This window comes from Marinobacter sp. M1C, from assembly GCF_023314135.1.
GTDB lineage: Bacteria > Pseudomonadota > Gammaproteobacteria > Pseudomonadales > Oleiphilaceae > Marinobacter.
This window is the reverse complement of the sequence record NZ_CP092289.1, coordinates 1623706-1650598: the sequence shown is the minus strand read 5'-3', so window position 1 is coordinate 1650598 and position 26893 is coordinate 1623706. Positions and strand designations below refer to the sequence as shown.

General features: G+C 55.2%; 20 protein-coding genes. 15 read left to right on the top strand and 5 right to left on the bottom strand.

All coding sequences use genetic code 11. From position 1 onward, the window contains the following. Positions 1–28: 28 nt before the first annotated feature. On the bottom strand, positions 29–3934 hold the full coding sequence (gene purL / locus MIH19_RS07865) for a phosphoribosylformylglycinamidine synthase (RefSeq protein ID WP_249008336.1): 3906 nt from the start codon (positions 3932–3934) through the stop codon (positions 29–31). A 326-nt stretch (positions 3935–4260) separates the two neighbouring features. On the opposite strand from purL, the gene mltF reads away from it, so the two are divergent. Then, positions 4261–5721 (top strand): membrane-bound lytic murein transglycosylase MltF, encoded by a 1461-nt coding sequence (gene mltF / locus MIH19_RS07860; protein ID WP_249008335.1) that lies wholly within the window; start codon positions 4261–4263, stop codon positions 5719–5721. Positions 5722–5748: 27 nt separating this feature from the next. Here mltF and MIH19_RS07855 read toward each other — a convergent pair whose 3' ends face one another. Then, complete coding sequence (locus tag MIH19_RS07855; RefSeq protein ID WP_249008334.1) at positions 5749–6222, bottom strand: regulatory protein RecX; 474 nt, start codon at positions 6220–6222, stop codon at positions 5749–5751. Positions 6223–6411: 189 nt separating this feature from the next. On the opposite strand from MIH19_RS07855, the gene MIH19_RS07850 reads away from it, so the two are divergent. From MIH19_RS07850 to rdgC, 10 genes are all read left to right on the top strand, one after another. After that, a complete protein-coding gene (locus MIH19_RS07850) occupies positions 6412–8907 on the top strand; it encodes a DUF349 domain-containing protein (RefSeq protein WP_249008333.1) in 2496 nt (831 codons plus the stop codon). Positions 8908–9096: 189 nt separating this feature from the next. Next, positions 9097–11277 (top strand): carboxy terminal-processing peptidase, encoded by a 2181-nt coding sequence (locus tag MIH19_RS07845; protein ID WP_249008332.1) that lies wholly within the window; start codon positions 9097–9099, stop codon positions 11275–11277. A gap of 124 nt (positions 11278–11401) precedes the next feature. Next, positions 11402–12742: a TRZ/ATZ family hydrolase gene (locus MIH19_RS07840; protein ID WP_249008331.1), complete on the top strand. Its 1341-nt coding sequence runs from the start codon at positions 11402–11404 to the stop codon at positions 12740–12742. A gap of 60 nt (positions 12743–12802) precedes the next feature. Further along, positions 12803–13615: a bifunctional 2-polyprenyl-6-hydroxyphenol methylase/3-demethylubiquinol 3-O-methyltransferase UbiG gene (ubiG, locus tag MIH19_RS07835; protein ID WP_249008330.1), complete on the top strand. Its 813-nt coding sequence runs from the start codon at positions 12803–12805 to the stop codon at positions 13613–13615. After that, a complete protein-coding gene (locus MIH19_RS07830) occupies positions 13605–14270 on the top strand; it encodes an HAD-IA family hydrolase (RefSeq protein WP_249008329.1) in 666 nt (221 codons plus the stop codon). Before ubiG ends, MIH19_RS07830 begins: the two co-directional genes overlap by 11 nt. 80 nt (positions 14271–14350) lie before the next feature. Beyond that, positions 14351–15100 carry a YciK family oxidoreductase gene (locus MIH19_RS07825; RefSeq protein ID WP_249008328.1) on the top strand — a complete coding sequence of 250 codons (750 nt, stop codon included), beginning with the start codon at positions 14351–14353 and terminating at the stop codon, positions 15098–15100. After that, positions 15100–15333: a glutaredoxin family protein gene (locus MIH19_RS07820; RefSeq protein ID WP_249008327.1), complete on the top strand. Its 234-nt coding sequence runs from the start codon at positions 15100–15102 to the stop codon at positions 15331–15333. Before MIH19_RS07825 ends, MIH19_RS07820 begins: the two co-directional genes overlap by 1 nt. A 12-nt stretch (positions 15334–15345) precedes the next feature. After that, positions 15346–16125, top strand: coding sequence for a peroxide stress protein YaaA (gene yaaA, locus MIH19_RS07815; protein ID WP_249008326.1), 780 nt, complete (start codon positions 15346–15348; stop codon positions 16123–16125). 103 nt (positions 16126–16228) lie between these two features. Beyond that, entirely contained in the window at positions 16229–16429 is a 201-nt protein-coding gene (locus MIH19_RS07810) for a DUF2788 domain-containing protein (RefSeq protein ID WP_007349671.1), read from the top strand. A 98-nt stretch (positions 16430–16527) separates the two neighbouring features. Further along, entirely contained in the window at positions 16528–17481 is a 954-nt protein-coding gene (gene rdgC / locus MIH19_RS07805) for a recombination-associated protein RdgC (protein WP_249008325.1), read from the top strand. Positions 17482–17509: 28 nt separating this feature from the next. On the opposite strand, the gene MIH19_RS07800 is transcribed toward rdgC, so the two are convergent. After that, the gene (locus MIH19_RS07800; protein WP_249008324.1) at positions 17510–20254 is read right to left on the bottom strand and encodes a GNAT family N-acetyltransferase; all 2745 of its coding nucleotides are present in this window, start codon (positions 20252–20254) and stop codon (positions 17510–17512) included. A 184-nt stretch (positions 20255–20438) separates the two neighbouring features. Here MIH19_RS07800 and MIH19_RS07795 point away from each other — a divergent pair, with 184 nt between their 5' ends. Beyond that, positions 20439–21365 (top strand): histone deacetylase family protein, encoded by a 927-nt coding sequence (locus MIH19_RS07795; protein WP_249008323.1) that lies wholly within the window; start codon positions 20439–20441, stop codon positions 21363–21365. 54 nt (positions 21366–21419) lie between these two features. On the opposite strand, the gene MIH19_RS07790 is transcribed toward MIH19_RS07795, so the two are convergent. Then, positions 21420–22337 (bottom strand): OmpA family protein, encoded by a 918-nt coding sequence (locus MIH19_RS07790; protein ID WP_249008322.1) that lies wholly within the window; start codon positions 22335–22337, stop codon positions 21420–21422. Positions 22338–22622: 285 nt separating this feature from the next. On the opposite strand from MIH19_RS07790, the gene pyrC reads away from it, so the two are divergent. Further along, on the top strand, positions 22623–23654 hold the full coding sequence (gene pyrC, locus MIH19_RS07785) for a dihydroorotase (RefSeq protein ID WP_249008321.1): 1032 nt from the start codon (positions 22623–22625) through the stop codon (positions 23652–23654). A gap of 47 nt (positions 23655–23701) precedes the next feature. Continuing rightward, positions 23702–24346, top strand: coding sequence for a ribonuclease T (gene rnt / locus MIH19_RS07780; protein WP_018403821.1), 645 nt, complete (start codon positions 23702–23704; stop codon positions 24344–24346). A gap of 87 nt (positions 24347–24433) precedes the next feature. On the opposite strand, the gene MIH19_RS07775 is transcribed toward rnt, so the two are convergent. Then, positions 24434–26419 (bottom strand): SDR family oxidoreductase, encoded by a 1986-nt coding sequence (locus tag MIH19_RS07775; protein ID WP_249008320.1) that lies wholly within the window; start codon positions 26417–26419, stop codon positions 24434–24436. Between the two features lie 174 nt (positions 26420–26593). Here MIH19_RS07775 and MIH19_RS07770 point away from each other — a divergent pair, with 174 nt between their 5' ends. After that, positions 26594–26893 (top strand): hypothetical protein, encoded by a 300-nt coding sequence (locus MIH19_RS07770; RefSeq protein WP_249008319.1) that lies wholly within the window; start codon positions 26594–26596, stop codon positions 26891–26893.

The following is a 26893-nucleotide window of genomic DNA, read 5'->3' as shown; positions in this document are numbered from 1 at the left end:
ACAAAAGCCCGGCTTTTACACCAATGACTTAGCCAAACCAGCGCCGCGCATTACGGAACATCCGTAACCACGGCGCGTCTTCGTCCCAACCTTTTGGTTGCCAGGAATGCTGTACCGCGCGGAATACGCGTTCAGGGTGCGGCATCATGATCGTTACCCGACCATCACGGGTTGTGAAACCGTTCACGCCAGCCTCAGAACCGTTAGGATTAAACGGATAACGTGTAGTAGCGGCGCCGTAATTGTCCACGTAGCGCAAAGCGATTTGTTCGCTCTCTGCCAGCGACGCCAACGGGCTGTTGCTGCTCAACTCGATCCGGCCCTCGCCGTGCGCTACGGCAATCGGCATACGCGAACCCGCCATTCCTTCGAAGAAGGCCGACGGCGAAGGCAACACCTCCACCATAGCCAAACGCGCCTCGAACTGCTCTGACTGATTGCGAACAAAGCGTGGCCAGCCTTCACTGCCAGGAATCAGCTCATGCAAACTAGACAGCATCTGGCAGCCGTTACACACTCCCAGAGCCAGGGTGTCCTGACGATTGAAGAAAGCCGCAAACTGATCACGCACACGATCGTTAAACAGTATGGATTTGGCCCAGCCTCCGCCGGCGCCCAAAACGTCACCAAACGAAAAGCCGCCACAAGCCACCAGGCTGTTGAAGCCTTCCAATGACATTCGACCAGACAACAAATCGCTCATGTGTACGTCAACAGCTTCAAAACCGGCTCGATCAAACGCCGCCGCCATTTCAACGTGGCCGTTTACGCCCTGCTCTCGCAACACGGCTACTTTGGGTCGCGCACCAATGTTGATAAAAGGCGTACTGATATCTTCATTGATATCAAACGTGGTTACTACCTGCAAACCCGGGTCTTTGGCATCCAGAAGATTGTCAAATTCCTCCCGCGCGCAGTCTTCGTTGTCGCGCAACGATTGAACACGGAAGCTGGTTTCGCTCCAAAGGCGCTGCAAATCGAGCACCGGCTCATCCACTACAAATTCGCCGTTAAAGCTCATCTGTACACGAGCCTCCGAAGTCGGCTCACCAATAACGATCGTATGATTACCTAATCCAGCTGCAGAAAATTGCTGCAGCACGAATTCGGTATCGTCGCGGCGCACCTGAATCACCGCACCCAGTTCTTCGTTGAACAGTTCGCGGACAAACTGAGAGGCATCTTCCGCCAATCCGTCCAGCTTTATGTCGATACCGGCACGACTGGCAAAACACATTTCAACCAGAGTAACAAAAAGGCCGCCATCCGAGCGATCGTGGTACGCGAGCAATTTTCGGTCAGCGTTCAGGCCCTGAATCACCGCGAAAAACGCTTTCATGTCCTCCGGGTCGTCCAGATCCGGCGCTACTGCGCCAACCTGGCCATAGACCTGGGCCAACGCAGAGCCACCCAAGCGGTTCTGGCCCGCCGCAAGATCGATCAGAATAAGGTCGGTGGCGCCGACGTCCAGCTGAAGCTCCGGCGTTAACGTAAGCCCCACATCGGTAACCGGCGCAAAGCCGCTAACCACCAGTGACAGAGGCGCCGTAACGCTTTTCTGCTCACCACTGCTTTCTTCCCACACCGTTTTCATGGACATCGAATCTTTACCCACGGGAATGGTAATACCCAACTCCGGGCAAAGTTCCATACCCACCGCACGCACGGTTTCATAAAGATTCTCGTCTTCACCCGGGTGGCCAGCCGCGGCCATCCAGTTTGCTGACAAGCGCACATCTGACAGCTTGGCGATAGGCGCCGCAGCCAGATTGGTTAGAGTTTCACCCACCGCCATACGGCCAGACGCCGGCGCGTTAACCGCGGCAACCGGCGTGCGCTCGCCCATGGCCATAGCTTCGCCGCTGCGCACGTCAAAGGAACTGGCGGTTACCGCTACGTCTGCAACCGGAATCTGCCACGGCCCCACCATCTGATCCCGTGCTACAAGCCCGGTAATGGTGCGGTCGCCAATCGTGATCAAAAAACTCTTGGAACCCACCGACGGTAAACGCAACACGCGACGAATCGCTTCGTGCAGGTCCACCCGGGTGGAGTCGAATAAACGTTTGGTAAATGACGAGCGTGTGATGCTGCGATGCATACGCGGAGCCTTGCCAAACAGCACATCCATCGGCAGATCGACCGGCTTGTCATTGAAGTACGAATCGGCCAACTCCAGGTAGTGCTCTTCAGCGGCTTCGCCAATCACCGCATACGGGCAACGTTCACGACGACAGAGCGCATCAAACAACTCCAGGTTTTCCGGCGCCACGGCCATAACGTATCGTTCCTGGGACTCGTTACACCAGATTTCCAGCGGCGACATACCCGGCTCGTCGCTGGGAATTTCACGCAACTCAAACTTCCCGCCGCGACCACCGTCTTTCACCAGCTCCGGCATGGCGTTTGACAATCCACCGGCGCCAACGTCGTGAATAAAGCAAATCGGATTGGTGTCACCCATTTGCCAGCAGCGATCAATCACCTCCTGACAACGGCGCTCCATTTCCGGATTGCCACGCTGTACCGAGGCAAAATCCAGATTCTCATTACTGGAACCGGAATCCATAGAGGATGCCGCTCCGCCGCCCAGGCCAATCAGCATAGACGGGCCGCCCAGAACAATGAGCTTGGCGCCTACCGGAATGTGGCCCTTCTCTACGTGCTCGGCTCGAATGTTACCCAGGCCGCCGGCAATCATGATCGGCTTGTGGTAGCCGCGCACTTCTTCGCCTGCAGGGCCTGCAACCTTAACTTCAAAAGTACGGAAATAGCCCGTGAGGTTTGGCCTGCCAAATTCGTTATTAAAAGCCGCGCCGCCGATTGGACCTTCAATCATGATGTCCAGCGCGGAGGCAATACGGTCTGGCTTGCCATAACCGATTTCCCAAGGCTGGATGTCGCCCGGCAAATTCAGGTTAGAAACGGTGAACCCGCTTAAGCCGGCTTTTGGCTTGGAGCCTCGACCGGTTGCGCCTTCGTCACGAATCTCTCCACCGGCGCCCGTGGCCGCTCCGGAAAATGGCGCAATCGCCGTTGGGTGGTTGTGGGTTTCCACCTTCATCAGGATGTGGATGTCTTCCTGGTTGTAACCGTAGACACCGGTGTTCGAATCCGGGAAGAAACGGCCACCGCGACTCCCGGCAATAACAGAGGCATTGTCTTTGTAAGCCGACAACACGCCTTCGCTGTTCATTTCGTAGGTGTTACGAATCATCCCGAACAGGGATTTTTGCTGATTTTCGCCGTCAATGTCCCAAGACGCATTAAAGATCTTGTGGCGACAGTGCTCGGAGTTGGCCTGGGCGAACATCATCAGTTCAACGTCTGTGGGGTCTCGCTTCAGATCAGAGAACGCGGCCACCAGATAATCAATCTCGTCGCCCGCCAGCGCCATACCCAGGCGACGATTAGCGTCCACCAAGGCTTTGCGGCCGCCGGCAAGAATACCCACACAACCCAACTCGCGGGGTTCGTCGTGGCTAAACAGCAACTCGGCGCCGCCCATCTCGTGAAATACTTTTTCTGTCATGCGGTCGTGCAAAAGCGCCGCAATTTTTCCCCGCTGCTCCAGGCTTAGCTTTTTCGCCGAACGCACGTAATAAGCAATACCCCGCTCAATACGCAGAATGTGACGCAAGCCACAGTTGCGCACAATGTCAGTCGCCTTGGATGACCAGGGCGAAAGCGTGCCGGGGCGGGGAACCACCAGAAACAAAACACCTTCGGGCTGCTCTACGGGCACACTCGGGCCGTAACTCAACAGGCGATCAAGAATCGACTGTTCCGCGTCAGACAAGTCGCCATCCAAATCGGCAAAATGCATGAACTCGGCGTACACATGGTCAATTTCGGGGACGCTGTCTTTCAGGCAGGCGTGCAGTTTGTTGAAACGAAAAGGTGAAAGCGCTGGTGCGCCGCGAAGTTCAAGCATGGTAGCAACCTGTATCGCGCGTAGCGGGGGTTTGAGGAGACATTTTGAAGGCAGCATCATACTCGAAAGCGCCTTCGGGATACAGCGATCCAGCACCTTACTAAACAACGCCATCAAGGATGCCGCTGATCGCGCTTTTATTGACCGGACCACGCACAACATAGATGATTGTAAGAACTTGTCTGCACCAAGACAACCAATCAGAAATTGACCATACACCCGCCTAAAACCCGACGGAGATAAGGCTTTTGCCGGCAAACACCCAGTTGCAGCTCGCTTCCCGGCGAGCGTTATCGTTGCCCGAGCGGGTCCGCAGGTGCTCAGCCATGGTAGCACTGCTGGCGTTTACTTTGGCTTTGAGTGCCTGCTCACGGCCAACAACCCTGCAGCAGATCAAAGCCGAAGGTGTGCTGCATGTCATTACCCGAGTTGCCCCCTCAATTTATTACAAAGGTCGCGACGGCCCCACCGGCTATGACTACGAACTGGTGCAGCTGTTCGCAGAACACCTGGGCGTAGAGCTCCGGATTCGCGTTGCCGAAGACAACACAGAAATTCTATCTGTGCTGGCCCAAGACTTTGCCCACATAGGGTTAGCGGGACTGTCAGGGCAAAAACAGTTCCAGGGTCAGATGCGGGCACTGGCAACCGGTATAGAAGTAGAGTCAGTGGTGGTGTATCACCGCGACTCTTCCAAGCCCGAAGCTCTTGCCGATTTAGCAGACAAACCATTGCATATAGTGGCCGACAGCAATCACGAGCCGCAACTGGAAGAGGCGCGAATCGATGTCCCTCAACTGTCCTGGCAGGTTCACCCGGGCCTGGATGCCGCCGGTTTGCTGGCACGGGTCGAGAGCGGTGAGTTGCCTTACGCGGTGGTGTCATCCAACGAGCTGGCGCTGAACCACGTGTTTTTTCCTGATGTAAAAGAAGCAATACCGCTGGGGCCGCCGCGCGAACTGGCCTGGCTGTTTCCTGCAATGCAGGATCGGTCATTGATTGATGCTGTAGAGCAATTCTTTGGAATGCTTGCCGAAGACGGCACCATGGAGCAGATCACCGAGCGTTTTTACGGTCATCTGGACCGGCTGAACTACGTTGGCGCGTTAACATTTGTGCGCCACACCGAAAAACGCCTGCCGAAATATGAAAGTCTGTTTCGCTCTTATGCAGAGCAATTTGCCATGGACTGGAGGCTTCTGGCGGCCATTGGTTACCAAGAATCCCACTGGCGACCTCGGGCAACCTCGCCCACCGGTGTCCGCGGACTGATGATGCTTACCCGCTCAACGGCAAAATACGTGGGCGTCAAAAATCGCCTCAGCGCCGAGCAGAGTATTCGCGGCGGCGCCAAGTATTTAAATATTGTGCATGACCAGATTCCCGACCGTATTGAGGAGCCCGACCGCACCTGGTTTGCTCTGGCTTCTTACAACGTTGGATTTGGCCACCTGGAAGACGCACGCATACTAACCGAACAGGCAGGAAGGAATCCGGACCGCTGGCTGGATGTAAAAGAGTTTCTGCCACTGCTGACGCAAAAAGAATGGTACAGCCAAACGAAGTTTGGTTATGCCCGCGGCCACGAGCCAGTGATATATGTACAGAATATCCGCCGCTACTACGATGTGCTGGTGCGCATGACTGAACCCGCCGCAACACCCGATACACTGCTGGCCGATGACCCGCTAACACAGCCTGGCAACGACGGCGAGGTGCTTATGGCCGCACCCGAAATTCAGGCCGCCTTACCTGAGCAATTGACAGACGTACCACCTACGCTGTGATCTTTTGGAGCCCAGTGCCTTTAGCCTCTATGCCGGGTCTACCGCATCCAGCGCAGCATTAATCTGTTCCTGGGTAAATCCGCGGCGATGAAGAAAACGCATCTGGCGCAAGCGTTCTTCCAACTGCCCTCGCAAATCTAATAACCCGAAGCGCTTACGGCGCAGTCGTGCGGCCTGGTCACACCAATCCTGCGAGCTCATTGCCTGCAGAGTCTCAGCATTTTCAGACACGCCACGCTGGCTCAATTCACCCATTATGCGCAGCACACCGTAACCCGCCTCAATACGCTGCCGCGCGTAGGCTTCGGCAAAGCGTTCATCGCTCAGCCAATCCTGCTCTTGGTAGTCATCCAGCACCGTTTCAATGACCGCTTTTGGCAATTGGCGCTGCAACAATTTATGAGTAAGTTCAAGCCGGCTGTGTTCACGCCGGGCCAGTAAGCGCAGCGCCACAGAACGGGCTTTATAATCGTCATCCTGATCATTTTCAGATTTTGCCATCACATCTCTTTCCGCATCGCTTCACAAAACGCTAGACTAGCGCTCGCGTTCTATACGCCGGTAGCTTCGTACCAAGAAATCCAAGCGTCCAGCGCCAACCTAAAACGGGTGCTGAAGAACGGTAGCGGCACACTTTGCCCGACACCGCAGACTGGTATCAACCAGAAAGATACTTTAAGGAAAACACCCATGGCCGCATTTCTTCGCAGATTGTTCAAATTCCGCACAACACAGTTGAGAACACCCGCACGGGCGGTCAGCAAACAACCACAGCAGGCGGAAGCTGCCAAATCCGCAAAAGAAGATCGCGGCGCCCGAATTGCGAAACAGCTGGAGGCCGTACAAGGTATGCCAGCGCAAACAAAACTGGCGGAACTGGCCATTGGCGGGTTAACCGCTGAAGTTCGCAGTCGTGCCGCCATTGGCCTGCGCGACGAAGCGTTGCTGCATGACGTTATCCGCCAGGCCAAAGGCCGGGACAAGGGGGTTTTCCAGATAGTCCGCCAAACACTTCAACAGCTGCGCGACGTTCAAGCCGCACAGAATGAACTGGAAGAAAAACGACAGCAGCTGATTCAACAAGCGCAGGACCAAGCCCGCAGTGAAGACACCACCCTGTACGAGCCACGCCTGGACACGCTGCTCAAGCAGTGGAAAAGTGTAGAGACTGGCGCCAGTAACGAGCAAATCACCGAATTTCTGAGCGCCACCCACCAATGCCGTGAGCGCATTCGCCAAGTGCAGCAAAAGCAGCTGAAAGAACAGCAACAGCATGAAAAACTCGACCAGCGCACGCAAACCTTGATGCTACTGGGCGAAACGCTGACCCAATTAGAAACCGACGACACCCGCGAGCCGCCCACCCTGACAGCTCTGGACGCGCTGCTGAAAACCCAACACAACCGCTGGCTTGAAGCCAGTGAAAATACCGACGTAAGCGCGCCGGAACAAAGCCGTTACAACACCGCCAGCGCCGCTCTGCGCGCCTATGTAGAAGCACACGAACGACTTATTCCGGTGCAAGAACAAATTGTCAAGCTGGCGACCAGCGCAGCCCCAGGCGGCGAAACCAAAGATGATGCAGAACTTGGCATCGAGACAGCAGAGCAGGCCAAAGCCCTGCTCGCCATACTGGACTGGCCAACGATGTTTCCGCGGCCCGAGCCCGTCATTGTGCTACAGACACTGGCTAAACAGCACAAGAAAGCAGAACCGGTCGAACAGCCAGACCTGGCACGGCAGAACAGCCTGTCAGCAGACCTGGACAGGCTCCTCACGGAGCTTGATTGCGCCCTGGAGAACAAACAGCTGAAGCCCGCCAAGCAGCTGCTGAAAAACGCCCAGCAAATTACCAAAAAACTCGATTCCCGACACCAGAAGCCATTTGTTGCGCGCATGCAATTGCTACAAGGCCAGTGTAATGAACTCAGCGACTGGCAGGGCTTTGCCACCACACCCAAGCAGATCGCACTGTGCGAACAAATGGAACATCTGGCAGAGCAACCTATTGATCCAGAAGCCAAGGCGGCTCACATCAAAGAGCTGCAAGAAGAATGGAAAAGCTTGGGCGGTTCCTCTGACCGGTTGCTGTGGGCCCGCTTCAGGCAGGCATCCGATGCCGCCTACGAACCATGCAAAGCGTACTTCGCCGCAAAATCCGATCTAAAGCACGCCAACCTGGCCACACGCCGACTGATCTGCCAGCAACTGCAGGAATTTGTGACTCAGGCCGACTGGCTTAGTATTGACTGGAAAGCGGCCGAACGTATTCATCAAACTGCACGCCAGGAATGGAAGGCCGCATGGCCGGTAGAGTTCCGCGACAATCGTCCGTTACAAAAACAGCTCGACGAATTACTGAAACAGCTGGATGCCAAACTGAACGACGAGCGCCAGCGCAATGAAGCTCTGAAGCAGGCCATTGTTGCCAGCGCCGAAGAGCTAATGAGCGCCGAACCCCTGGCCGACGCCATGGTGCAGGCCAAAGAGCTACAAGGCCATTGGCAGGCTATCGGGATTACCCGTCATCGCGAAGACCGCAAACTCTGGCAGGCATTTCGCCAAGCTTGCGACGCCATTTTTGCCCGTCGTGAACAAGAAAATAGTCGCCAAAAGCAAGCCGTTGTGGCGGCCGATGAGCAAGTGACCAGCATTCTGGAACGCGGCGACCAGGTACTGAGTGCATGCACAAACAGCGATGAACTCAACGCCATCTGGGCCGAACTGGCCACCTACAACCCACAGGCGCTGTCTACCAGCACCCGCGACCGCTACAACGATGTGCGCCAGCGCTTGCACACGGCCAAACAGCGGCAGGAACTCGTCGCTCGTCTGCAACAATGGACCGGATGCATTCAGGCCCGCGGCCAGGCCCCTATCGATAGAACCGACGTCCCCTTGGAATGGACAAAGTTTAATCAGCTCGATCAGCCCATCGATTTTCAGGAACTGGCTATTCGTACCGAAATACTTGCCGACCAGCCGTCACCCGCGGCAGACCAGCGTAAGCGCATGGAGATTCAGGTGCAGCGCCTGGCACAGAGCATTGGCGCTGCCGAACAATCGGCCAGTCCAATCACCGATGCCGAAAAACTGGTGGCGTTATGGTGCCTGGCTCCGGCCTCCGCCGCGGCCTCCAAAGAGCTCGAACAACGCATGGTGAATGCGCTTGAAAGCTTGGTTTAAGGTTCCTGCGCAAGCAGACATAATCATCCGCATACACCTTTGCGCCGTAATAGTGATGAATAGATTGTCACCTGGCGTAACGGTGCATCTATAGCCAGGCGTGTAGCGCTTGCCTACAATCATTAAACGGGTCGCTGGTTGAACACTTTAGCCACGACCACCAGCATTTAACTCGGTCAGGTAGGTTCTATGTCCATCGTGGAAAGACTGTGTTCACAGCGCGTAGCCCGCAGCAAGCCCGTAAGAGCGTTGGCGCTCGCGATTTCGCTTTCCGTGTCTTTTGGGGCCGTCGCCAGCAGCGAGTCATTCCAAAGCTATCAGCCGGTTGCGCCCACCATCGATCAGGCACGAGCCAACATACTGATTGCAAGGCAACTGCAGTTCACTCATTTTCGCGACTTGCGGGTTAGTGATGATTTGTCTGGCGACATCTTCGACACGTATCTGAAATATCTGGACGGCCAGAAGGTCTACCTGACCCAAGACGACCTGGACGGTTTCGCCGGTATTCGAGATCACTTGGGTTCGGCCCTGCGCACCGGTAAGTTGCAGCCAGGATTCGATATTTACAATCTGGTGCAGAAACGGATCATTGAGCGGTTGCACTTTGCTTTGAACTTACTAGACCAAGGTGTTGGCACTCTGGACTTCAGCAGTAACGACAGCATTTTGCTAGATCGCTCTGACAGCGACTGGATAGCCGATAGCGCCAGGCTAGACGAACTGTGGACCAAACGTATCAAAAACGCTGTGCTCGCCCAACGCCTTAACGGCAGCGACGACGACGCCATAACAGACACGTTGCGGCAGCGTTACCAAGGCCAGCTCAAACGCGCTTACCAAGCTCGTAGCGAAGATGCGTTTCAGGCCTACATGAACGCCTTTGCCGGTATGTGGGACCCACACACATCGTATTTTTCACCACGCACCTCTGAAAACTTCAATATTAATATGAGCCTTTCGCTGGAAGGCATCGGTGCCGTGCTGCAAGGCGACAACGAATACACCAAAGTGGTGCGACTGGTTCCCGGCGGCCCGGCGTTCGAGCAAGGACAACTACAACCCGCAGACCGGATTGTATCGGTCACCCAAGAGGGCGAAACGCCGGTCAACGTGATCGGCTGGCGCCTGGATGAAGTGGTCGATCTGATCCGCGGGCCGCGCAACTCCATAGTTACACTGGAAGTCATTCCGTCTAGCGCGGCCGATGAGACCATCACGAAAGCCATCGCTATTAAGCGCGATCAGGTCAAGCTGGAAGAACAAAGTGCCAGCAAAAAAGTGATAGAGTTCGATCGCAACGGTGAAACCTATAAGATCGGCGCCATTACCATTCCCACCTTCTACGCCGACTTCCAGGCCATGCAGGCTGGCGATCGCAACTATAAAAGCACCACCCGCGATGTTCGCAGGCTGCTTGAAGAACTTGAGGCTGAAGGTGTTGAAGGATTGGTCATTGATCTGCGCAACAACGGCGGTGGTGCCCTGCACGAAGCCAACGACCTGGTGGGATTATTTATAGACAGCGGCCCAACCGTGCAAATTCGCAACGCCAATAACGACGTGCAGATTCTGAACGATGAAGACCCAGAGGTTGCCTTCAAAGGGCCGTTGGTGGTGCTGGTAAACCGAATGAGCGCATCCGCGTCTGAAATTTTTGCGGGCGCTATTCAGGATTATGGCCGCGGCCTGGTAGTGGGCTCACAAACCTTCGGCAAAGGCACAGTACAAGCCGTTCGGCCACTGAATCACGGCCAGTTGAAAATCACTCAGTCTAAATTCTACCGGGTTTCCGGCGGCTCAACGCAGCACAAAGGCGTTATGCCCGACATCGAAATTCCGTCGCGCATCGATAATAGCCTTATTGGGGAAGATGCGCTGGACCACGCCCTGCCCTGGGACCAAATTGATCCTGTTGACCACACCCAGTATTTTGACTTCAGCAATATAATTGACGAGCTGCGCCTGCGCCACGATAAGCGCTTTGAAGCCAGCCCCGAATTCAGCTTGCTACAACAGGAAATCGACTTTCTGAAACAGCAACGCCAGCAGAACTCCGTCAGCCTGAATATGGACGAACGCCAGCAGCAGTATAAACAAATCGAACGCACCCGGCTGACCATCGCCAACGCCCGCCGTGAACTGCTGAATGAAACACCATTCGACACCATGGAAGAACTGGACGACTGGCAGGACCTGCAGGCGGCCGACCTGAACTCCAATGATGAAGAAACGGATTTCGTTATCCGCGAAGGCGGCCAAATTATGGCGGACATGCTTGAACTGGACCGTCGAACGGCCGCGCTGCCGGCTATGGGCTCGCCCCTGACGGCTAAAGCACAAACTACACAGGCGTCAACCGAGCTCTAACCGGGTTCTAACCGAACGTATGCGCCGTGGCGGCTGATGTGGGATTCAACATCGCTGCCGCCGCGGCGCTGATACCTATTGCCGGCGCGCCCCGTTACCTGCGCCCCGCCCAAAAGGCTGATCCATGACGGCAGAGACTATTATAGCGGCGGATACCCGTATCAACGCCCGCTGGGTGATTCCCATCGAACCTGCGGATCTGGTTTGGCATAACCACGCGGTAATTGTGCAAGGCGGTCATATTGTTGCCGTATTGCCCCAAGCCGAGGCCGACACTCATTATCGCACTCGCGAAACTCTGAATTTACCACATCATGTGCTGATGCCAGGACTGATCAATTTGCACGGCCATGCCGCCATGTCGCTTTTCCGCGGCGTAGCTGACGATATACCGCTAATGACTTGGCTGAACGACCACATCTGGCCATTAGAAGGCGAATTCGTGTGCGAACAGTTTATTGCCGATGGCACTCAGTTGGCCATGGCGGAGATGCTCCGCACCGGCACCACCACATTTTCCGATATGTATTTTTTCCCGGAAATTGCCGCCCAATGTGCCGCTGATGCCGGCATGCGGGCGCAAATCTGCTTTCCGCTGTTAGATTTTCCCACCTGCTGGGGCAGTGGCCCGGAAGAATACCTGCGCAAGGGCGAGCAGTTGATCAACGCCTGGCAGGGCGATGAATTCATTATGCCCGCCATAGGCCCCCATGCGCCCTACACCGCTAACGATGACACTCTGGCCAGCGCCGTCGCGCTGCAGAAAAAGACCGGCGTGAGATTGCAGATCCATCTGCACGAAACCGCACTGGAAGTGCAAAACGCCGAGCAGCACTCAGGCCAGCGCCCTGTCAGCCGAATGGCGCAGCTGGGCGTTCTGGGGCCAAACACCCAATGCGTACACATGACCCAAGTTGATGACAGCGACCTTGAGCACCTGTTGCACAGCGGCGCCCACGTTGTTCACTGCCCGGAATCCAATATGAAACTGGCCAGCGGCCAATGCCCCGTGCAGCGCCTGAGCAAGGCCGGTGTTAATGTCGCCATAGGCACCGACGGCGCCGCCAGCAATAACGACCTTGACCTGTTCGGAGAGCTTCGTACCGCAGCAATGATGGCCAAACATCTGGCTGGTGACCCTGCCGCACTTTCTGCCCATCAGGCACTGCGCATGGCCACTTTGCAGGGCGCAAAAGCCCTGGGCCGGGAACTTGACCTAGGCTCGCTGGAAGCCGGCAAGTGCGCTGATATCATCGCCGTTGATCTCAGCGACCCGTTTTTACAGCCAGTATACAACCCTGCTTCGCACCTGGTTTATAGCCTGCACGGTCGCGCTGTCAGCCACAGCTGGATCAACGGAGTGCCTCAGGTACAAAATGGCGAACTAACACGCATTGATGTGCCCGACCTTATGCTGCGTGTGGCAGACTGGGCCGAACGCATTGGCCGTTATCAGGCCGACTAAAAAGGCCACGCGACGAGCTTTATATAACTGTATCCAAATCGCATCACCAGGCAGGCAAACATGACTACTCCTAATTCAGGTCGTAATTCAGGTCGTAATTCAGATAACCCTTCAGATTACTCGTCAGATCACTCTTCAAATCACTCGTCAGATTCCAACGTGAAGCGTAATGTGGATCGTAGCGAAATCGCCAAATTTGAAGCTCTGGCCAGCCGCTGGTGGGACCCCAGCAGCGAATTCAAACCCCTGCACGACATTAACCCGCTGCGCCTGAACTACATCGATGAACGCGTGCCTCTGCCTGGTAAAAAAGTCATCGACATCGGCTGCGGCGGCGGCTTGCTATCAGAAGGCATGGCCCGCCGTGGCGCCCACGTGACCGGTATCGATATGGGCGAAGCGCCGCTGAGCGTGGCACGCCTGCACGGGCTGGAAAGCGGTGTTCAAGTCGACTATCAGAAAATTACCGTGGAAGAACTGGCCCGCGACTCAAAGCACGCAGGCCAATACGACGTTGTTACCTGTCTCGAAATGCTTGAGCACGTGCCAGACCCGTGCTCGGTCATTCGCGCTTGCGCCAGCCTGCTAAAGCCCGGCGGCCATCTGTTTGTGTCCACCATCAACCGCAACCCGAAATCGTTTCTGTTTGCCATTGTTGGGGCTGAATACGTGTTGAGCCTACTGCCCAAAGGCACCCACGAATGGAAAAAATTCATTCGCCCGTCAGAAATGTCAGACCACCTGCGCACTGCCGGCCTGGATATTCGTGAACTGACTGGAATGACCTACAATCTGCTGACCAAGGTGTACAAGCTTGGGCGCAATGTCGATGTCAATTATATGATGCATGCAAAGGATAGCCGTGAAGCCTGAACTGACTCCCTCAGCGGTCCTGTTTGATCTTGACGGCACCTTGATTGACACCGCGCCGGACTTTGTCCGTGTTTTGAACCGCATGCGCATTACCTACGGCCTTAACGAGTTGCCGGTACCGCATATTCGCTGCATGGTGTCGAACGGCGCCCGCGGCATGGTCCGTGTGGGATTTGGGCTGGAGCCGGACGATGACGGCTACCAACAGAAACACACCGAATTTCTAGACCTTTACGAGCAGGGCATGACCATAGACACCTGCCTGTTCGAAGGTATGGACAGCTTGCTGCGCAATTTAGAGCAGCGTGCTATTCCGTGGGGCATAGTGACCAACAAACCGGTGCGTTTTGCTGCGCCCGTGTTGGCGGCCCTGGGCCTGGCGGAGCGCTGTGGCACCTTGATTTGCCCAGACCACGTCAGTCAGCGCAAACCTCACCCGGAACCCATGTTTCTGGCCTGCACAGAAGTGAATGTAGAGCCGCAAACAGCCATTTACGTAGGCGATCACCAGCGCGACATAGACGCCGGTAACAACGCCGGCATGACCACCATCGCCGTGCGTTACGGTTATATCGAAAAGCCTGAAGAGGCGGATCTATGGGGTTCTCACTATACCGTCGATAGCGTCAGCGAACTCGCAAAGCTGTTACAATAGTTCCCACCACTTACCAATACCGGCGGGCCAGCAACCTGTCGGGTTTTGTCGTGCATTTTTACCCTAAATGGAGACAGGTCATGCAGAATTACCAGGCCCCCGCCGACCTACTGAAAGATCGCATTATTATGGTCACCGGCGCAGGCAGTGGTATTGGCCGCACAGCGGCTATTGCCTACGCCGCCCACGGCGCAACGGTGATACTTGTCGGCCGCACCGTGTCTAAACTGGAATCTGTGTACGACGAAATTGAAAACGCCGGTTATCCAAAGCCCGCCATCGTTCCCATGAACTTTGATGGCGCCGCCATGAAAGACTACGAAGAACTGGCGATGACACTGGAAGACAATTTCGGCAAACTTGATGGCCTGCTGCACAACGCCGCTATTTTGGGCGATCGTAGTCCGGTGGAACTGTCTGACCCGGAAAAGTGGGCCAAGGTGATGCAGGTTAACAGCACGGCGCCGTTCCTGCTAAGCCGTGCGATGATACCGTTGCTGCGCAAATCCGGTGATGCATCGTTGATCTTTACCTCGTCTAGCGTAGGGCGTTCCGCGCGGGCTTACTGGGGTGCCTATGCAGTATCGAAATTTGCGGTAGAAGGGTTGAGCCAGTTACTGGCCGATGAGCTTGATGACGAGCGGAATAACATTCGCGTTAACACCCTGAACCCGGGTGCTACCCGCACCAACATGCGAGCCCACGCGTACCCGGCGGAAAACCCCCAGCAAAACCCGGCACCGGAAGAATTGATGCCCATCTACCTGTACCTGATGGGCCGCGACAGCGCAGGGATTAACGGCCAGCAACTAGACGCCCAGCCAAAATAATGGAGCTGTTGTTCTACACCACCGCCCAGTGCCACTTGTGTGAGCTTGCAGAGGCGCTACTGGCCAACACCCCCACGCCACAGCCAATACCCGTGAACGTGGTGGACATTGCCCAATCAGAGCAATTGGTTGCCCGCTACGGCACTCGCATACCGGTTTTACGCCGCACTGACACCGGCAATGAACTAAGCTGGCCATTTACCCAAGACCAGCTTCTTAGCTTTTTACAATGAGGTTTGCCTGACATGCTGATGGTCATTTCCCCTGCGAAAACTCTGGATTACAATAGCCCGCTGGCAACCGAACACCATACCCAGCCGGACTTTCTAGAACCAGCACGGGAGCTGATTGACCAGCTCAAAGAGCTGGAGCCGCACCAGGTCAGCAACCTAATGAGCATTAGCGACAAGCTGGGGCAGCTGAACGCCGAACGCTTCAGCGACTGGAGCACACCGTTCACGCCCAGCAATGCACGCCAGGCAATTCTTGCGTTCAAGGGCGATGTTTACACCGGGCTGGATGCCGAAAGCTTTAGTAACAGCGAATTTCAGTTCGCGCAGAAGCACCTGCGCATGCTGTCCGGCCTTTACGGGGTGCTCAAACCGCTCGACCTGATGCAGCCTTACCGCCTGGAAATGGGCACAAAATTTGAAAACCAGCACGGTAAAGACTTGTATGCGTTTTGGGGCGACACCATCACTCAAGAGGTCAATCGCCTGCTAGATGACGACGACGGCGTACTGGTGAATCTGGCGTCTAACGAATATTTCAAAGCGGTGCACAAGAAAGACCTTGAAGGACGGCTGATCACCCCTAATTTTAAAGATCAGAAAAACGGCCAATATAAAATCATCAGCTTTTATGCCAAAAAGGCCCGCGGACTGATGTGCCGCTACGCCATACAGAATGGTATTACCAAGGCCGAAGACCTGAAAAAATTCGACCTTGACGGCTACTACTTCAGCCCCGAGCAGTCTGATGCCAACAACTGGATCTTCCTGCGCGAGGAGCAAACCAAGGCCTGACGTTACGCCTTGGTAGCTAAAGCCCGAATATTCCTTGCTTGGCGTATTTCCAGCCGGAGCACAATTTTCTATTGCTGATTTTAAACTTCTAAGGAGTCTGTTTATGAACGAAGCAGTATTCTCACAAATTTCCATGGCCGTTCTGCTGACTGGTCTTGTGATCTGGATGGGGTTTATTGTCTGGGATCTGGCCAAAAAATCCAAAGCGGGGAAATTCGGCACCTTTATGATGTTTACTATCATGGGTGCGGGCGTACTGGGTTTTGTCATCAAAACCGTGCTGGTTGAAGTCATCCAGATCTAACAGCGCTATCTATTACAGTTGAACGTTTTACAGTTCAGCGTCTACTTCTTATTTTCTACCCGTGCACGATCTGTTTTTGACTCAAGGATGCTTCCAGTATGTGGTTTCGCAATGCCCGTGTTTTTCGTTTTACCAAACCCTTCGATATCACCACGGATGAACTGGAAGAAAAGCTCCAGGCAGACACGTTCAAGCCCTGCGGACCTCAAGAAACCACACGCCAAGGTTGGGTAGCGCCACTGGGCAAACACGGCGAGACACTGGTGCACAGCGCCAATGGCTATCATCTGATTGCATTGCGCCGGGAAGACAAAATTTTGCCCGGTTCGGTGATTAAGGAACTGATGGAAGAGCGCGCCGAAGCCATTGAGATCGATCAGGGCCGAAAAGTACGCCGCAAGGAAAAAGACGAGCTAAAAGAGCAAATCATGCTGGAAATGCTGCCTCAGGCGTTTTCCAAAAACCGTCGCAGTTTTGCCTATCTGGCGCCGAAAGATGGCGTGATGGTGGTAGATGCAGGTTCGGCCAAACAGGCCGAAGAAATCGCATCGGCGCTGCGCAAAAGCATCGGCTCATTGCCGGTACGGCCACCCGCCGTGGAACAGGCGCCCATCTTCACCTTTACTGGCTGGCTGGACGAATCCATTGATTTACCGGCACAAGTTGAGCTGGGCGATGAATGCGAACTAAAAGACCCAGCGGAAGACGGCGGCGTTGTGCGCTGCAAAGGTATGAACTTGCAGGCGGATGAAATTCAAAACCATCTTCAAGCCGGCATGCAAGTCACCAAGCTGGCCATTACCTGGGACGACAACGTGTCGTTTGTGCTCGACGAAGAGCTGGGCATCCGTCGCCTCAAGTTCGGTGAAACTCTTCAGGAACAACTGGAAAACGTTGACGCTGACGACGCCCTTGCGAAATTCGACGCCAGTTTTAGCTTGATGACACTGGAACTCGCAAAGCTTATTCCGGGGCTACTCGAAGCTCTGGGCGGCGAAGACCGCTCGGCTTTAATAGATGGCGAAGACCGCCCTGCCCCGGTCAGCCAGTAACCCCATAGCGGGCGGCATGATTTGAAGATCAGTGGCCGCCCTTGTTTAATCTTTCCCTCTGCCAGTCTTTTTCCGGTTCGTTCAATACCAAGCTCAGGTCCATCACCTCCTCATCCTGATTGAACTTGATGTGGAAGCCCAGATGCTCGGCCAGGTTCAGCATGGGCCGATTGTCTGGCAGTACATCCCCCACCATTTCCGAGGTACCACGGGCCCGGCAGTAGTCGATCATTTTCCCCATCAGCGTCTTGCCCAAACCTTCGCCCTTCATTTTGTCGTGTACCATCACCGCAAACTCGCAACGCAAGTTATCTGCGTCGGTCCAGGTGCGCACGGTGCCCAGGGTTTCTTCGCCTTCGCCGTCTTCGCGGGCCGCATTGGCAATGAACACCATCTCGCGGTCGTAGTCGATCTGCACCATCTGCGCCACGTCTTCGCGGGAGAAGTGCTTGCGATACTGGAAGAACCGATAGCGAATAGACTCCGGTGACTGCAGTTCGTGAAACGCCCGGTGGGCAGGCTCGTCTTCTGCAAGTACCGGCCGAATAATCACTCGGCGGCCAGACCTTGGCAGCACTATCCACTCCTCAAGCTCCCGCGGATAAGGCTGAATGATCGGTTTACCCGGCTCGTCAGACAGGTTGATTGCCACATTAACGGCCACCGCGCCTTCGTCGTTAAACAACAACGGCGAAATTTCCAGCCCTTGAATCTCCGGAATGTCGATCACAATTTGCGACAGCGTCACCAGCGTTTCCGACACAGCGCGAATATCGTGCTCCGGTTTCAGACTGTGCTCCTTCAGGAGCTTGTACATATAGGTGCGCCGTAAAAGCTCGCGCGCCAGCACCATATTCAACGGCGGAAATGCAATCTGTCGGTCGGTCATGACGTTGATCTGGGCGCCCGCAGCGCCGCACACGACCAAGGGGCCGAACAGCGCATCACGGGTGATGCCCACGCTGAACTCAATCCCGCCCACATGCTGATAGGAGAACTGCACCGCAAAACCCAAAAAACCGCTTTCTGGGAAATGCTTGCCGTATTCCTCCAACAAGCTCTGACAGCCATCAATAATGGCTGCCTCACTGTTAAGTTTGGGCATGGTGCAGTTGTAGCGCTTCTGATTCGGGCTGTGGGACTGAAACGGATGGCAGGCCTGCTCATGCACCAGGGTAATATCCATGGGCCGACGCTCTACCGAAAAAGCCCCCAGTACCTCATCCACATCGTCACAAAATATCGTGTCTATAGCGCGAACGTTATAATCGCTCAGCACGCTGCGCGCTTCTTCATTGGTCAAATGGTTACGCCCGGCACGCAACGCGTTCACGATCACCCGGCGGGTTGTGCTGTGGTCTGACAAATGATCGGTAAACGATTCCGGGGTTTCTGTCAGCAGGCGCTGCACCCGCTGATGACGCACATGCTGCATGAACGCCATCACCGCTTTTTCCGGGTTAAAGAACGACGGCACGCCGGCGCGATAGAACTCCTCGCGGGAATCCATCACCGTGCTCTGGCCCAGCCAGCAGGTAAACACGTTCAGCCGTGTGCCCTTCATGCCCTGGATCACCGAGTTGGCAATCTCGCGGCTGTCGCCGGTCAGGCTTGGCGCGTACATCACTAACACGTTCGCAAGCTCCGGTTCTTTCGACAAGATTTTCAATACTTTGGCGTAAACTTCCGGCGACGCGTTGTATCCCAGGTCGATAGGATTACGGCGCGTCCAATACGTTGGCAACAGCTCTGCCAACGCCTCAATGGCCGATTCCGATAACGTGGCGAGCTCCCCACCCAGATACGCCAAACGGTCTACCGCCAGCACGCCCGGCCCAACACCGTTGGCTATCATAACCAGCGATTCGCGGCGCAGGGGCTTCATGCGCGTCAGTGTTTCCAGAGCATCAAACATCTGCCCCAGGCCGTCTACCCGCAGCACACCGGCGCGTTTGAGCATGGCATCGTAGATAGGGTCGCTGTGTTTGATGCCGGCCGGCAGTTCGTGAACGAACCACTCCGATTCCGGCACCCGGCCAGACTTCAAGGCAATAACCGGCTTTGTGCGCGACGCTACCCGCACCGATGACATAAACCGGCGCGGGTTAGGCACGTTTTCAAGGTGCAGTAAAATGGCGCGAGTGCGGGTGTCTTGGGCCAGGTAATCGATAAGGTCGTCGTGGTCGATGTCCATGCCATCGCCCAGAGTCAAAAAATAGGAGAAGCCGACACCGCGGGCAAAGGCCCAATCCAGCACCGCGCTGGCAATGGTGCCCGACTGGCCAACAAACGCCACTCGACCCGGAATGGCCCCCATGTGGGCGAAGGTGGCGTTCAACTTGCGTGCCGGCACCATCAGCCCGATGGTGTTGGGTCCAAGCACTCGAATTCCGCTTTCACGAGCGGCGTCGCGTACCGAATACATCAATGGCCGGCCGGTTTTGCTGTGGCTGCGCGACATACCACCGGTCATCACAATGGCCGTACGCGCACCCGCCTTGCCCAAGCGCCGAATCATTTTCGGCACGGTTTTCGGCGGCGTACAAATAATCGCCAATTCCGGGACAAATGGCATGTCGGCAACACTTTTTGCGCAGGCCACGCCGTGCACGTTCTCGTAATCGCTCGGGTTCAGAACCAGCAGTTTGCCAGGATAATCGCCGCCCAACAGGTTGCGCAAAACCATACCGCCGAGGTTGTCAGCCCGCTCAGAAGCACCCACCACCACAATAGACTCGGGATTAAACAGACTTTCCAGGTATCGAGTGCTCAAGCGCAGGTTCCTTATGGGTCAGCGTCGTATTAATCAGTGTATCTTAGGCGCTAATAAATGGGTGTAAAACGTCAATTAGCGTAGTTTTGACGAAGATTAAGGTTAGACCAAAGAAAGACCGCAACCGATTTTTTCCTGATATCATAAAAAAAAGACAATATACCAGCGGGGCAGCCAACGTATTATGACAACCGCCTTTTTTTCCCATGACGACTGCAGCAAGCACAACATGGGCCCAGAGCATCCAGAACGCCCTGAGCGCATTGCCGCTATTCAGAGTTACCTGGCAGACACCGCGTTCGCGCAAGATCTTGACTACGTTCGCCCGGATGAAATTACCCGCGATCAACTGCTGATTGTTCATCCGGAAAGCTATCTAAAGCAGCTCGACATGATGCAGCCAACCCGTGGCCGCGTGTTCACTGACCCAGACACCGCAATGACACCCGATACCCTGCGCGCTGCGCGCCTGGCGGCCGGCGCCAACATTCAGGCGGTTGATATGGTAATGAGCAGCCAGGTTACCAATGCCTTCGTGTGCGCCCGCCCGCCTGGCCACCACGCCGAACGCAGCAAATCCATGGGTTTCTGTTTTTACAACAACGTGGCCCTGGCGGCCATGCGCGCACTGAGCTTTCACCGCCTTGAGCGGGTTGCCATTATTGATTTTGACGTTCACCAGGGCAACGGCACCGTCGACATTGTCGGTGGCGATGAACGCATTCTTATGTGTTCAAGTTTCCAGCACCCGTTTTACCCGCACACTCATGTGCACCGCCAGGCTGAGAACATCATTAATATTCCGCTGCCGGCCGATTGCTCAGCACTGGATTATCGTCACGCCGTGGAAGCTGGCTGGCTGAAACGCCTACAGAACTTCAAGCCACAACTGGTGCTGATTTCCGCAGGATTTGATGCGCACAAGCTGGACCCGATGGGCGAGTTCAATCTGGAAACAGAGGACTTTCGCTGGTTAACCGAGATGCTGGCGAGCGTTGCCAAAGACCACGCCAATGACCGGATTATCTCAACACTGGAAGGTGGGTATCACCTGAAGGCTCTTGCGGAAAGCGTGGCCACCCATCTTGAAGTACTGCACGCGGTAAAGTGAATCCGCGCCGGCCTTGTGCGCCGTTGTTAACCGGCGCCATTAAGCGGCACTCTATTAACCAGCACCAGGCTTAGGTGTAGCACTGGCCTGCTGCCATTCTGTGCTATCGCCCTCGCGCTCCATTCGAATAACAACGCGCCGGTCTTGCGCCGGGTTGCCTGACGCAGCAAATTGGTCACCGTGGGCGCGCACAACAATTTTGCTTTCTGGGACACCCTGGCTTTTCAGATAGCCCGCCACTGCCTCGGCGCGATCCTTTGCCAGCTCCCGGTTATCAATCCGGCTTCCCGTTCTGTCGGTATGACCGTCCACCAATACCGTAGTTACCGTCGAATCGGCCAGCACATAGGCCACAACCTTATCGAGGCTGCGCCTGTCTGCATCGTTCAATGCCACGCTGGCCGAAGAGAACAGAATCCGAGAACCCTGCAACTGATCAAAATTGGCCGGCAACAGATTACCCGCGCAGGCGCGATATCCTTGAAATGGCGAAGCGAAGTTGATGTTCGACACGTGCACCCGCACCGGTTGAGTGTTGAACCAGGACTGCCGGGTAAGCGTCGGCGAGAGACCGTCCAGCAAGCCATAGGCAACCTGCATACTCTGGACAGCGCTTAATACGACCGCACTGCGGCCTTCCGGAACCGTAACCAGGCCCAGTGGTCTCGGCGCAACGCCCGGGCGCCAGCTTGGCGCTTCGACCACCAACATCCCTCTGCCGGGGCGCATCAGCGGCGTGTCGGCTTCCAGCGAAAAAAGCAGGCTTTCACCCGCGCGGTGGCGGAAGGTTGCGCGACCATAGCCGGGCACCTGGTGCACCAGCGCACACTCAAAGACCGACTCTGACAAATACCACTGGCTATTTTCGATGCCCGCGCCAAAACTGGTTGCCAGCGCAGACGCGCTCAGTAAAGGGCAAGCCATTAAGGCTGCCGGCAAACAACGGGTCAACAATTGCATTCGCAACGTCATCGATCACTACCTTTGGGGACTTCATGGCCACACTGGGTGACCGTTCAACACTCGGTTTCCTTAGGTATCGGCCAGTCGCTTTGCATCTTTAGGTCACCGTCCATTTTTATGATGCGGCTGTTGCCATCGCGACCCGTTCAGTAAAACAAACCGCACAACCTTCTGTTATACTTCTGCGAATTTTTCGGCGCCGCCGCGTATCTTTCGCGCAGTGCATCTTTTTTCACCTTTTGCATCTTTCACGTTTTTAAAACGCATCGGTTTTTTAATGAGTGGCTCGCAATCATGACCCAGCAACTAACGATTACCCGCCCCGACGACTGGCACCTGCACGTACGTGACGGCGCCATATTGAATGACGTGGTACCCGCGACTGCTGCGGTATTCGGTCGCGCCCTTATCATGCCCAATCTGGTACCGCCGGTGACCACTGCCGACCAGGCATTGGCCTACCGCGAGCGTATTCGCAACGCGGCTGGCAACAGCCATTTTGAACCACTGATGACCTTGTACCTGACCGAAACCACTACGCCAGAGTGCGTACGACAAGCCAAGGCGCAGGGCGTAGTCGCTGCCAAATTGTACCCGGCCGGGGCCACCACCAACTCGGATTCCGGTGTTACCGATGTGGCCAACATCTTTCCGGCACTGCAGGCCATGGCCGATTGCGGCATGCTGCTGCTGGTACACGGCGAAGTGACCGATGCCGACATCGACATTTTTGATCGTGAAAAAGTATTTCTGGAGCGGGCTCTGGCGCCGACACTCGCGGCATTTCCCACCTTAAAAGTGGTTTTAGAGCACATCACCACCGCAGATTCCGCCGACTTCGTGCGTCAGCACCAAGGCGATAACCTGGCGGCCACCATTACCCCCCAACATCTGATGTACAATCGTAACCATATGCTGGTTGGCGGTGTAAGGCCTCACTTGTACTGCCTGCCCATTCTTAAGCGCAATCGCCATCAACAGGCGCTGCGTGAAGCAGTGGCCAGCGGCGACAAACGATTTTTCCTGGGCACTGATTCCGCACCCCACGCCAAAGACCGTAAAGAGACGGCGTGCGGTTGCGCCGGCTGCTACTCGGCATTTGGCGCTATCAGCCTGTACGCACAAGTATTTGAAGAGTTGGGCGTGCTGGATAAATTTGAAGCTTTCGCCAGTTTTAACGGTGCCGATTTTTATGGCCTACCGCGTAACACAGACACCATAACGCTGGTACGCGAGCCCTGGACCATGCCTGACGAGCTGCCGCTAGCCGGTGGCAGCATCGTGCCATTGAACGCCGGTGAAACCATTTACTGGCGCCTAGCGTAATCCTTCATTACATTACCTTTTCACATAGCGCCATCGTTGGAGTTTGAGTGACCGAAGAAAACAGCCAAACGCACCCCATGTCCCGTCGCTTTCGCGGGTTTCTTCCTGTTGTCGTAGATGTTGAAACGGCCGGATTCAACCCCGCCAAAGACGCGCTGCTAGAAATAGCAGCGGTTATGGTCACCATGGACGAAAACGGCTTTCTGCACCGTGGCGAAACTTACCTGCAGCAGATAGACCCCTTTGAAGGCGCCAACTTCGAGCAGTCGTCGCTGGACTTTACCGGCATAGATCCGTGGGACCCAGAGCGTGAGGCAGTACCGGAACGCGAAGGCCTGAGTGAAATATTCAGTCCGATACGCAAGGCGATGAAGGCCTTTGACTGCAAACGTGCGGTTCTTGTGGGGCATAACGCCACGTTTGATCACAACTTTGTATTCGCCGCTAGCATGCGCGCAGACATCAAGCGCAACCCGTTTCATCCGTTTTCGACGTTTGATACCGCCACCCTAGCAGGCCTGGCTTATGGCCACACAGTGTTGGCCCAGGCCTGTAAACTGGCTCGCATCCCGTTTGACAGTAAAGAAGCGCACTCCGCGGCTTACGACGCGGAAAAAACCGCCGACCTTTTCTGCAGTATCGTTAATCGCTGGCAGGAACTTGGGGGCTTTCCACCCCCGCCTTTCGAATAGTGTTATTGCAGAATTGAAAAGTTGCGGTAACAAAAAAGCGGCGATGCTAATGCACCGCCGCTTTTTTGTTACCCGTAATAATGTCTGTTACCAGTGAATGCCCCGCATAATGGCTGCAAATGCCACCTGGTCAGTGGATGCCCCCTTTTCAATACTTACCTCTTTGCCTTTTTTTGGCATGGAGTCCGGGAACATTTTATAGCCGGTATTCATTAGAATCTCACTCGCCTTGGGTGCCAGCGCGTTCAATACCTGGGCGAACACACCAAGCCGCGTCGCAATACGTTTGGGCCGGCAAACAATTGCATTCACCACCATATCCGCGGCCTCTTCCGGGCTCAGTGTGGGCACCGAATCGTAGATTTTGGTGGGCGCTATCATCGGTGTTTTCACCAATGGCATGTTGATGGTGGTAAAACAAACGTGCCGGTCTGACCATTCCGCCGCGGCACAACGGCTAAACGAATCCAATGCCGCTTTAGAAGCCACATAGGCCGAAAAGCGCGGCGCATTCGTCAACACACCAATAGAAGAAATATTGATGATGTGGCCACGGCGACGTTCTAACATGGCCGGTGCAAAGCCCATGATCAAACGCAACGAACCAAAATAGTTCAGCTGCATGGTGCGTTCAAAGTCGTGGAAACGGTCAAAGGACTTGTCCAATGAGCGGCGTATGGAACGGCCGGCATTGTTTATCAGCACATCCACCGCACCATGGTTTTCGCTAACGGTCTGAATAAAACGGTCACAAGCGTCCATATCCGCAAAGTCACACTGATACGCATGTACGTCGGCGCCTCGCCCGTTTAATTGCGCGCTCACTTGGTCCAACGTCTCTTGGGTACGCGCTCCAATTACCAGAATCGCACCCGCGTCCGCCAACTTTTCCGCAGTCGCCAGGCCAATACCAGAGGTGGCGCCGGTTACCACGCACACTTTACCTTCCACAGTGCCGCGCAGAGTGCGGTCTTTGAACAGGTCGGGGTCCAGATTGCGTTCCCAGTAATCCCAGATCACCGGTGCATAGTCTGCCAGGCGGGGCACTTCTATACCGGTGCCCTGCAACACATGCTCGGTTTCGCGGGCATCAAAACGGGTGGGATAGTTGATAAAAGAAAGCACCGACGCAGGGATACCCAAATCATCCAGCAGAGCGCGGCTCATACGCTTTACCGGCGGCAGATTTTTCAGGCTCTGGCGAATAAACGGTGGCACAAATCCAAACATGCGCGAATCAATACGCATACCCATCTTGGGTGCGTGGCCCGCCTCACAGAATATATTGAGTATTTCACCTACCTTGTACGGGTCAGAATCCACCAGATGGAAACACTTGCCGTCTTCGCCTGGCAGGTGAGCGATATGGTCTAACGCATCAGCCACAAAATTCACCGGCACAATATTCAGGCGGCCCCCTTCAAGACCAATGGTGGGCACCCACTGGGGCAGCGCGCCACGAATCTTCTGAATCATCTTGAAGAAGTAATAAGGTCCGTCGACCTTGTCCATCTCACCGGTAGCGGAGTCACCAATCACCATTCCCGGGCGGTAAATGCGGAACGGCAATTTGCACTCGTCGCGCACCACCCGCTCAGACTCGTGTTTAGTGCTGAAATAAGGGTGGTCCAGCTTACCGGCCTCGGCAAACATGTCTTCACGGAAGGTGCCTTTAAACAGACCTGCTACCGCGATGGACGACACGTGATGAAAAATTCCGGCCCCAAGCGCCTCGGCTGCTGCCACGGCAGCATGAGTGCCATCAATGTTGGCGGCTTGCTGTGATTCTTCACTGGCAGACATATCGTAAATGGCCGCCAGGTGAAAAAAGTGATCAATCTTTCCACTCAGCTGCTTCAATGTTTTTTTATCAAGGCCAAGGCCCGGGGCCGTCAAATCACCGACCACCGCCTTAATCTGCTTTTCATCAGCGCCCAGCTTCTCCCGCAAATCCGCCAGCTTTTGCACCGACTGCTCACGCACCAGTACATGAACGATAGCACCACGCGCCAGCAACCTGGCGATCAAAAATCGACCGATAAAGCCGGTGCCACCTGTTACAAAATAATTCATGCAGTATCCGCCCTAATTGTTACGTCATTGTAAAAATAAGTTATAGCAGTATTTGCGTATAAAGGCCCAAAGCATTGAGATTTTAGCAACCCATGACCATCAATGCGATAATCAGGAACTTTCGACGCACACCCGCGTCTGTTATCCATCGTATCTGTTGTTTGGAATGACTTCATGTCCCAGAAAAACCCCAACGCCGAGCGCTACATTGCCATCGCGCGCGCCTGCCTGAAAGCCATCAACGACACCGCCGCCAAAGCGGGTGATCGGGAGCAGAAAATTCAGGCCGTTTACGAAGCCATAGACACCGCGTTTCAAACCGAATTCAAAAGCCAGCGCCAGACTGTTGCGGTTATGGCAACAGTACTGGAACGCATTGCCTCTGGCGAACTCAGCGCAGACAAAGCCGCCGACCTGGCGCGCAAAACCTTAAATCAGCAACCACAGACCCACGGCAAAACAAGGATTCACTGA